This is a genomic window from Thalassospira sp. MCCC 1A01428 (assembly GCF_002115825.1).
GTDB lineage: Bacteria > Pseudomonadota > Alphaproteobacteria > Rhodospirillales > Thalassospiraceae > Thalassospira.
Genome location: NZ_JFJZ01000081.1, coordinates 1 through 9,334, shown reverse-complemented (window position 1 = coordinate 9,334; position 9,334 = coordinate 1). Strand labels below are relative to the sequence as shown.

At 55.6% G+C, this 9,334-nt stretch carries 9 protein-coding genes and 2 pseudogenes; 6 read left to right on the top strand and 5 right to left on the bottom strand.

Annotation, left to right across the window (positions count from 1 at the left end):
- Nucleotides 1-165: 165 nt before the first annotated feature.
- The 6 genes and pseudogenes from THS27_RS25150 (at nt 166) to THS27_RS25130 (ending at nt 6,071) form a co-directional block, all read left to right on the top strand.
- A protein-coding gene (locus THS27_RS25150) for an IS3 family transposase (protein WP_139835746.1) occupies nt 166-1,298 on the top strand; the annotation gives its coding sequence in 2 pieces (ribosomal slippage) (nt 166-415 and nt 415-1,298; 1,134 coding nt in all).
- A 39-nt stretch (nt 1,299-1,337) separates the two neighbouring features.
- Nucleotides 1,338-1,484: pseudogene (locus THS27_RS26765) on the top strand (IS481 family transposase); the annotation flags it as partial.
- 85 nt (nt 1,485-1,569) lie between these two features.
- A protein-coding gene (locus tag THS27_RS25145) for an IS5 family transposase (protein WP_139835745.1) occupies nt 1,570-2,318 on the top strand; the annotation gives its coding sequence in 2 pieces (ribosomal slippage) (nt 1,570-1,900 and nt 1,900-2,318; 750 coding nt in all).
- A 131-nt stretch (nt 2,319-2,449) separates the two neighbouring features.
- Nucleotides 2,450-3,088 carry a TetR/AcrR family transcriptional regulator gene (locus THS27_RS25140; RefSeq protein ID WP_085595611.1) on the top strand — a complete coding sequence of 213 codons (639 nt, stop codon included), beginning with the start codon at nt 2,450-2,452 and terminating at the stop codon, nt 3,086-3,088.
- Nucleotides 3,085-4,131, top strand: coding sequence for a DUF4105 domain-containing protein (locus tag THS27_RS25135; RefSeq protein ID WP_007092104.1), 1,047 nt, complete (start codon nt 3,085-3,087; stop codon nt 4,129-4,131). The genes THS27_RS25140 and THS27_RS25135 overlap by 4 nt, the downstream gene beginning before the upstream one ends.
- Before the next feature lie 20 nt (nt 4,132-4,151).
- Nucleotides 4,152-6,071 (top strand): triacylglycerol lipase, encoded by a 1,920-nt coding sequence (locus tag THS27_RS25130; protein WP_210403014.1) that lies wholly within the window; start codon nt 4,152-4,154, stop codon nt 6,069-6,071.
- 234 nt (nt 6,072-6,305) lie between these two features.
- Here the strand turns inward: THS27_RS25130 and THS27_RS25125 are convergent, their stop codons facing one another.
- From THS27_RS25125 to THS27_RS25110, 5 genes and pseudogenes are all read right to left on the bottom strand, one after another.
- The gene (locus tag THS27_RS25125; RefSeq protein ID WP_371456293.1) at nt 6,306-7,004 is read right to left on the bottom strand and encodes an IS630 family transposase; all 699 of its coding nucleotides are present in this window, start codon (nt 7,002-7,004) and stop codon (nt 6,306-6,308) included.
- A complete protein-coding gene (locus THS27_RS27785) occupies nt 7,005-7,259 on the bottom strand; it encodes a hypothetical protein (protein ID WP_371456291.1) in 255 nt (84 codons plus the stop codon).
- Between the two features lie 82 nt (nt 7,260-7,341).
- A pseudogene (locus tag THS27_RS25120) lies at nt 7,342-7,631 on the bottom strand (DUF3363 domain-containing protein); the annotation flags it as partial.
- A 98-nt stretch (nt 7,632-7,729) separates the two neighbouring features.
- The gene (locus THS27_RS27260; RefSeq protein ID WP_256376838.1) at nt 7,730-7,969 is read right to left on the bottom strand and encodes a DMT family transporter; all 240 of its coding nucleotides are present in this window, start codon (nt 7,967-7,969) and stop codon (nt 7,730-7,732) included.
- Nucleotides 7,970-8,044: 75 nt separating this feature from the next.
- Nucleotides 8,045-9,037, bottom strand: a complete 993-nt coding sequence (locus THS27_RS25110) for an IS481 family transposase (protein ID WP_040060002.1) — start codon at nt 9,035-9,037, stop codon at nt 8,045-8,047.
- Nucleotides 9,038-9,334 lie beyond the last annotated feature (297 nt).

Here is a 9,334-nt window from a genome sequence, read left to right as displayed (position 1 = left end):
TTTGTGAGATATAACAAAGCCGTAAAACAAAACACCCCGCTCGGCGAAAGCCAAGCGGGGTGTTTTATTGTTACATCGTGTCTACGAAGACCTCCTTGACCAAGATGAATAGCCCCTGGAATTGTAGACACCCCATCACTTATAAAGTGAGGCAAGGAGTTTACGATGCCCAAGAGTCATTTTACCGATGAGTTCAAAATCAATGCCGTTCGCCAGATTACAGAACGAGGTTACTCAGTAGCGGAAGTTTCTGCTCGTCTCGGTGTCAGCACACATTCCCTGTATGTGTGGAAGAAGAAGTTCAGCAAGTCTCCTGATACGATTGCTGAAGCTGATCAACAATCATCCGAGATACGCCGCCTGAAGCAAGAACTCGCCCGGATCACCGAGGAGCGCGATATTCTAAAAAAGGCAACCGCGTACTTCGCCAGGGATGCAAAATGAGGTACGCGTTTATTGACCAGCATCGCCGGGTCTACTCGGTGCGCACCATGTGCCGGTGTTTGCAGGTTCATCCCAGTGGCATTTATGCCTGGCAGAAGAAACCACACAGCGCCCGGTTTCTGGAAGATCAAAGGCAGACCGCGCTTGTTCGCCAGATATGGGAAGACAGCGGTCAGGTATATGGCTACCGCAAAATCCATGATGATCTGCTGGATATGGGAGAGAGTTGCAGTCCGAACCGTGTTGCCCGACTGGCCCGCAATGCAGGCATACGCGCCCGGATCGGTTACAAGAAGCGTCCCGGCAAATATGGCGGCAAACCGGCTGTCGTCGCTGACAACAAACTGGATCGGCAGTTTGATACCGCCAGACCAAATACCGTTTGGGTGACCGATATCACCTATATCAAGACACAGGAAGGATTTGCGTATCTTGCCGTCGTAATTGACCTTTATTCCCGCATGGTGGTTGACTGGGCATTGAAGCAGCGACAAGATACAGAGGTTGTTCTGCAAGCCTTGCTGATGGCCGTCTGGCGGCGAAAGCCAAAGAACAGGGTGCTGATCCATTCTGATCAGGGTTCCCAATATACCAGCATCGACTGGGCCGCTTTCCTTCGTCAGCACAATCTTGAACATAGTATGAGCCGCCTTGGGAACTGTTATGACAATGCTGTTGCCGAAAGTTTCTTCAACTTGCTTAAACGCGAACGCATCCGCTGCAGGGTCTATAAATCACGGGATGAGGCACGTCAGGATGTCTTCGATTACATAGAAATGTTCTACAACCCGAAGCGCAAACATAGTACCAACGGGATGTTGTCACCCGTCGAATTCGAAAGACGAAAAATCTGATCAAACCGGGTGTCTACAATTCCAGGGGCTATTCATACAGACTTTCTGAATGCCTACAATTTTGCCCGACGTCTCAAAACTCTGAAGGGCCTTACACCCTACGAATTCATCTGTAAAACATGGACAAACGAACCCAAAAGATTCGGACTTGATCCGATCCAGCAAATGCCGGGACTAAACAACTAGGACCAATCGACATTTAATTGCAGGGATTCCCAAAGCAGCCCAATTTTGATTCACTGTCGCCGTTTTAACGGTCAGTGGAGAAGAGATGAAACGCTACGAACTGAGTCCCGATCAATGGCGGAGAATTGAACCCCTCATTCCTGGTAAGAAAGGGGACCGGGGCCGCAGCGGCAAGAACAACCTTCAATTTGTCAATGGCGTGCTTTGGGTTTTGCGCAGTGGTGCCCATTGGCATGACTTGCCGGAGCGGTACGGCAAGTGGAAAACAGTCCATAAGCGTTTCACGCGATGGGCCAAGGCCGGGGTGTGGGAAGAGATTTTCGATGCTCTCATCGAAGCGCCGGATAATGAATATCTCATGATCGATTCAACGATTGTTCGGGCCCATCAGCAGGCTGCGACGGGAAAAGGGGGGCCCGGAATGAGGCTTTGGGGCGTTCCCGAGGCGGACTGAGCACCAAAATCCACATGAGTGTCGATGTTCTGGGACGCCCTTTGCGTTTGATCTTGACCGGTGGGCAGCGTAACGATTGTACAAAAGGCCTTGAACTGATCGCAGGTTTCCGTCCCTCGCATGTGCTGGCGGACAAGGGGTATGACAGCCAGGAAATACTTGACGCCATCACCGCCATGGAGGCTGTGGCGGTTATTCCACCAAGGTCCAATCGCAAGCAGCAGCGGGAATACGACAAGGAAATCTATAAGCACAGAAATGTTGTCGAGCGGACGTTCAACAAGCTCAAGCACTGGCGAAGGCTGGCCACACGATATGACCGCAAGGCCTGCCATTATCTGTCTTTCGTATTTCTCGCCGCAGCCACTCTATGGATGTAAATGTCGATTCAGCCTAGGCACTACATACCCGTAAGTTGGAACTGCTTGGCCTGGGCTGAGCATGTTTTCATGGTGGAACCGGTGATCAGCCCATGGGACAATCCAGCAGAATCCAGAACAGGGGCCTTTGAATGCCAACCAAGAAAAATAATGACGTGCCAGACAAGCGCCGCTACTTGCCTTCAGTGGCCAGGAAAGAGGAAATACTGGACGCGGCCCTGATCGAGTTTGCAGATCGGACGTACAACGCCGTGTCAATGGAGCGCCTGGCGGAATGCGCAGGCCTGTCCAAGGCTGGCATCTACGCCCACTTCAAAAGCAAGGAAGAAATTTTTCATGCCTTGCTCGAACGTACGACAAAGCAGATTTGCGATTCCCAGGGCTGGCTCCCGGATGAAGATCTGACGTTGCCAGAGCTGGTCGATGTCTACCTGGATCGCCTATACGCGACCTTTAGCTCCCCTGCCACGATGTCGATTTACCGGCTGCTTCTGGCCGAAAGCGCCAGAACACCAGAGCTGGTGCAGCGTTGGCACAACGAAGTTGCACACGGACTGAAAGAGCGGGCGCAGCTCATCATCCAACGCAACATAGAACGGGACATCATTCGTCCGGGCGTCTTGACCGAGCACTTTTTCCCGCTGGCGCTCGCTCCCGCACTGCTATGGCTGAGCTCGTCAATGCTATCCAGGGGCAACCCTTCCATAGCGCTGGTGCAGTTACAGGATGCGCATCGGCAACTGCTGCTTGAGCTTTTGGAGCCTCGATGAGCAAGGTGACGCAAAAAGTCAGGCACCTCCCCATGCGCCGGGTGATCGGCATTGCGGTGCTATTGCTGACTGCGTGGGGCACCCTGGCCCTGTGGCACCAGATGCCGCAACATTCAGCGGCTCGCTGGATCGCCACTCTGGCGTGGTCTGCCTCGGGGCTGTCCGTCGCAGTGTCGCTGGCAGGCCTGCTTGAAAGACGGACACGCAGGATCGCCGGATTCGTGTTCGGGGCCGCAACGGCAGCCCTGCTCATGTGGTGGGGAACGCTGCAGCCATCACACCAACGCGCATGGGCTGACGATGTCGCCCAGTTGCTGGAGGCCGGAATCGACGGCAGCCACGTTCACCTGAAAAATGTACGTAACTTCGAGTGGCGCAGCGAAACCGACTACACCCCGCATTGGGAGAACCGCACATACGATCTGGACCGCTTGAGCAGTGCCGACCTGGTACTTTCCTACTGGATGGGACCGCACATTGCGCACACACTGGTGTCGTTCGGCTTCGACGGTGGCGAGCGGGTAGTGTTCTCACTGGAAATACGCAAGGAGCGCAACGAGTCCTTCTCGGCGGTCGGCGGATTCTTCCGTCAGTTCGAGCAGATCCTGGTAGCCGCCGATGAGCGCGACATTGTGCGTACGCGCAGCAATGCGCGAGGCGAGGATGTTTATCTCTATCGGTTGCAGATGAGTCAGGCGAATGTCCGCGCGTTGTTTCTGGAGTATCTGCACGCGGCCAATGAACTGCGGCGCACACCACGCTTTTACAACACACTGACCAGTAACTGCACGACCATCGTATTCGAGCTGGCTCGGCTCATTGCGCCCGCATTACCGATGGACTATCGCCTGCTGCTGTCCGGACACTTTGCGGAATACATCCATGACCTGCACGGATTGACGCCCGGCCATCGCTACGCAGAACTGCAGGCACTGGGGCACATCAACGAACGCGCACTGGCCTCTGACGCATCAGGAGACGACTTCTCGATGTCGATTCGACAAGGTGTGCCCGGCGTGCCGGCCGACGAGGTATCTCCATGAGGTTCCAGCAGTCTTGCCGCATGGCAGTGTGGCTCGTCATTGCCCCGCTGTTGCTGGGGGGCTGCTCGATCCTGCGTGAGTTCGGCCCAGTGGTTGAGGTTCATACACTGGATGCGGGCGAGGCCATCGAACTCAAGCGCGGCGATATCCTGACACGCGGCAAACTCAGCGATGCGACGACCCAGACCATCAGGGTGGCGGCATTGGATGCGCAGGCTTGCGCAAAACCGATCTCAGCGGATTGCGTCGAGGCCCTGGCCGTCGTGACCGGCGTTGCCGCGGATCGACGCCTGGCTGCACTGTCCGAACTGTGGCTGGCACAGGCTCAGGCCATGAAGCCCGGATCAGAGCAGCAAGCCGCCTGGCTTGAGACCATTCGTTATGCCTATGCCTACCTGTTCTTCGGTGACCATACGCCTAGGGAGCGAGCCTTCGAGGATCGCCAGACGCAAGTGCGGGATTGGTATAACTATGCGGTCGAACGTGCCGCCACCGGGATGTTTGAGGTTCGGCAACAAATGTCTACGCAGTTGCCAGCGCAGACCCGCTGGAACATTGCAGGCTGGGAGCTGCAGCTGGATATGCGCAGCGCGCGCTTGCCGGGCAGTACGGCGGTGCCAGCCGAACTCCTGCCAGCCTCGTCCCTGTCTTTCCGCGGACTGCGCAGCCTCTACCGGCGCGACGGTTTCGGCGCCGAGCTGGTGGCGGTCATGCCGGACGAACCCCTGACTTCCGCCCCCACCCGGGATGGCCGTCCAGCGGCCAAACGCAATCGGCAGCCTCTACCCTGGAGCGAGATGCCCGCGCCGTCCATGACGATTCTGCTGCACCCGGACGGAGACGACCTGGACAGCGTGCTGCATACCCGCACTGTCCGTTTGACGGTGCATGACCCCTATGTGGAGTCGGCCATCATGCTGCGCGGGCAGCGCGTACCGCTGGCGGCCAATTTCACCGCCGGCTACGGACTGTGGCTGGCCCGCGCCAACTTCAACCGGCAGTCGCTGCGCAGCCTGCTTGGGCGCGAGGGTGGAATCGACCGTCCGCACGTCTACCTGATGCAGCCCTATGACCCGAACAGGCGGGTCATCGTCATGCTCCACGGACTGGCCAGCAGTCCGGAAGCCTGGGTGGAACTCACCAACGAAATCCTGGGCGATGAGGCCCTGCGTCAGCATTACCAGATCTGGCAGGTCTACTATCCCACCAACATGCCAATCGCATTGAACCACGCGATGATTCGCAGGGCGCTCGGGGATACGCTGGCGCATTTCGACCCTTCCGGCCAGGCACAGGCATCATCCGACCTGGTACTGATAGGGCATAGCATGGGCGGCGTTATCGCGCGGTTGATGGTGTCATCAACCGATCAGTCGCTAGTCCAGCTGGCCAGGGACCGCGGTCGGCTAACACCGAAGCAGATCGAGCGCATAGATCCGATGCTGCGTTTTGAACCTTTTCCGCACATCAGCCGCGCCATCTTCATCGCAGCGCCCCACCGGGGCACGTCAATCGCGGCAAAACCCCTGGGACGTTGGATGGCAAGTTTCATTCGACTTCCCGTTACGGTGCTCGAAGAGCTCGCCCAGACGCTGGTGCCCAATGCGGCGGCCAGCAGCCATGAAAGCCTGGGGCATATCCCCAATAGCGTCGACAACCTCGACGAGAACGATCCTTTCGTGCGCGCGGCAGCGGACTTTCCCATCTCTGCCCAGGTGAACTATCACTCGATCGTGGCCCAGGCTGACCCCGAAGTGGCCCTCGTTGATTCCGATGACGGCCTCGTGCCTTACCGCAGCGCCCACCTTCCCGGAGCTCAATCCGAGAAAGTCATCATTTCAGGACACAGCGTGCAACAGGACGCGGCGGCAGTGCTGGAAATCAAGCGCATTCTGAAAGAGGACATGACGCAGCGGGAAGAGCAACCCATACCGCGCTAGACAACTGCCATCTGCTGCACGCATCTGGATTGTCCGTGGCCATCGTCCATGTAATGCATTGGTCCGCTATCACCTTATGAATCGCTTCATCATCCTCTCCTGCTGGATCGCGGACTGGCCAGCGGCGTGCTGTGGGCAGCCGTCGGCTTCATGGCAGCGACTACTGCTGTCGTACTTTTTCAAGAAAGACGCCCGCGTATAAAACCTGTCATGGCGGGCTAAAGCGTGTCGCATTCAATATGCCTCATATCCGGCAGCAGAGAAGAAATTCCGGCATTCATCGGGGGTAAAGAGATCACAGATGTCGGCAAGAGCCTCACAGATGGCATCAAAAGAGCGTGCAGCCCTTTTGCGCAAGAGCGCTTTGAGTTTGGAATATGCCAATTCAATCGGATTGAGATCAGGGGAGTATGGCGGCAGGAACAAAAGCCATATGCCCTTTTCCCGGAGCAATTCCAAAACTGGCGTGCTTTTATGAAAAGCAACATTGTCGATAATAACGACATCATCGGATGACAGGGTGGGCAGAAGTTGGGTTTTGATCCATATTTCAAAGGAGCGGCGGTTCATCGGTGCATCAAGTATCCATGGTGCAACAAGGCCATCACAGCGTAATCCGGCAATGAATGTCTGTGTTTTCCAGCCCCCGAACGGCGCGTCGGCATGACAGCGCATTCCCCTTGGCGACCATCCGGTGCGTTTTGTCAATTTTGTGTTGGTCGAAGTTTCATCAATAAACACCAGACGGTTTACTGCCCGATCAAAGAAGGGTTTGCGCCGACGGGTCCAGTGTTGGCGCTGACGAACAATTTCCGCCCGTTTTTGTTCACTGGCGTGAAGTGTTTTTTTATTGCTGTAGTTGATATTTTTGAGAAATCGCCCGACTGTCGCCCGATGGACATCAACACCCTGCGCGGCCAGTTCGACACGCAATTAATCAAGTGTTATCTCGCCATTCTCTGCAAGACGCTCCTCAAGCCAGTCCTTATGGGCAATCAGCTTGGCCTTGCCTGGCCCGGAACCCTGACGCTTTGCCGCAAGACTGCCCGTACGCCGATATAAAAGTACCATGTTGTTCACAAAACGCGGCGAAACCCGAGAATGGCGCGCCGACTCCCGGTGTGAATGCCCTTCCTGAACAAAAGCAAATACGCGCTCACGTAATTCCTGTGGATGTGGTTTTCCCATCTATTATCTCCTCTCTGTCTTGATAGAGAATCAGAATCAGAGACTTTTGGAAACCATTGAATCCCAATTGATGCGACGTGCTTTAACCGATGGACGGCCCACGCTGTTTGCCAATCTCCCAAGATACCCCCCGCCTCGCATCGTTGCCGCAATCTGCTGTCCCAGTTTCTTCTCTATCATTGGTCGCCAGAGCACCAAACTGAACCCCATGCCGTCATCAAGCATTGCGTAGCGACCGCTGGCGAGCATGACGGAGCGCCGGTAGATGCCAGCCACGCGCTGTCCGTCCGCCACGGGCCGATGCTCCAGGCCTGTGTCGGCGGCAATGTCCTTGACGGCCTGCATCAGCTCCTGATTGCACAGCGTGCCCAGTGCGAACTCCTCTCATGACCGTTCGGCGGAAGACGCAGGGCCGGACACAGAAGCCGCTGTCGAACCACTCATCTGCACAACGACCATTCCCACCAGGATCAGCGCAATACCCGCCACACCCCGGCAGGCTTGGGCGTCAGCCCCATCAAACCGTAGTGATCGATCAGCAGCGAAGCCAGCACCTGGCCCGCAATGACGCTGACGATGAAGCTGGCCGCGCCCAGCTTGGGCGTCAATACGAGCGCGGCGGTGATATAGGCCACGCCTACCACGCCTCCCAGCCACCACCATGCTGGCCCCTGAGCCGCAGCGCAGCCCCACGGCCGGTGCCGGAACACGCATCAGCATCATCAAAGGCAGGACGATCAGCACGCTGACGGCCAGCGAAGACAGGGTGGCCCACAACGGATCCCCTAGTTGTTTAGTCCCGGCATTTGCTGGATCGGATCAAGTCCGAATCTTTTGGGTTCGTTTGTCCATGTTTTACAGATGAATTCGTAGGGTGTAAGGCCCTTCAGAGTTTTGAGACGTCGGGCAAAATTGTAGGCATTCAGAAAGTCTGTAAGGTGGATCCTGAGTTGATCATGACTGACATAATGGAACCGCTTGACAGTCGCCTCCTTGATCGTGCGGTTCATGCGCTCAACCTGCCCATTGGCCCAAGGATGTCTGGGCTTGGTCAGGCGATGTTCAATGTCATTCTGCGCGCAAGCCAGATCAAAGGCATGGTATCGGAAAAGTTCCTTTTTCTCAAGCATGTCTCTGATTTCGGTTACGCTCCATCCATTGCCTTTGGGATCAGTGAAATGGGTACCGTTATCGGTCAGGACAGTATGGATTTTATAGGGAACAGCTTCGATGAGCTGACGGAGAAAATCGGCGGCAATGCGGCGCGTTGCTTTCTCATGTAACTGAGCAAAAGCAAACTTGCTGGTGCGGTCAATGGCAACCAGCAAGTAAAGTTTTCCCTGTGCGGTATGAACTTCTGCAATGTCGATATGAAAATAACCGATCGGATAATGTTTAAACTTCTTGCGCACCGGTTTGTCGCCCTCGATATCTGGCAGCCGACTGATGTCATGACGTTGCAGGCAGCGATGCAGGGAAGAACGGGTCAGGTGTGGGATCGTCGGTTGCAAGGCGTACAGACAATCGTCGAGAGGCAGAAGTGCATGCTTGCGAAAGGTCACAATGACGGCTTCTTCCTCAATTGTCAGAACCGTCGATTGAGGCGTTTTGGGACCGGTTGGCTGATCGGAAACACTGCTCCGCTTCTTCCATTTTGCAACCGTTTTCGGATTGATCCCATAGCGCTGAGCAAGAACCTTCAGGCTCTCTTGACTATCTTGTATTGCTCGACGCACCGCCTCTGTCGTGCGGGCGCATCCGTGTAGAATTTGTCCCATAATGCATCCCTCCATGCCGAGAATAATAATACCCCATCAAATGCCGGGACTAAACACCTAGTGAACTATTGATTGCGTTTCCGGGATTGTACCGTATAATCTAAAACAACCGTCCAGTCGTTTTTTAGTTCGCACGCTTTGCAAGGATCTATACGAACCCGAAACGCTGGAAGTGAAACAGGAAGAGCACCTCATCAACCAGCCGAAAGAGGCAAGGGTGTGCACACATCAATAAGGAGATGGCGTGGGCTTGATAACGCTTGCGAGTAAAGAACGGACGGATCGTGGACATCAGCC

What these genes read in the sequence shown, in the direction of transcription:
- THS27_RS25110 (WP_040060002.1), bottom strand. Translation starts at nt 9,037, where the DNA reads ATGGGACAAATTCTACACGGATGCGCCCGCACGACAGAGGCGGTGCGT.
- THS27_RS25130 (WP_210403014.1), top strand. Translation starts at nt 4,152, where the DNA reads ATGGCAGTGTGGCTCGTCATTGCCCCGCTGTTGCTGGGGGGCTGCTCG.
- THS27_RS25135 (WP_007092104.1), top strand. Translation starts at nt 3,085, where the DNA reads ATGAGCAAGGTGACGCAAAAAGTCAGGCACCTCCCCATGCGCCGGGTG.
- THS27_RS25140 (WP_085595611.1), top strand. Translation starts at nt 2,450, where the DNA reads ATGCCAACCAAGAAAAATAATGACGTGCCAGACAAGCGCCGCTACTTG.
- THS27_RS27785 (WP_371456291.1), bottom strand. Translation starts at nt 7,259, where the DNA reads ATGGGAAAACCACATCCACAGGAATTACGTGAGCGCGTATTTGCTTTT.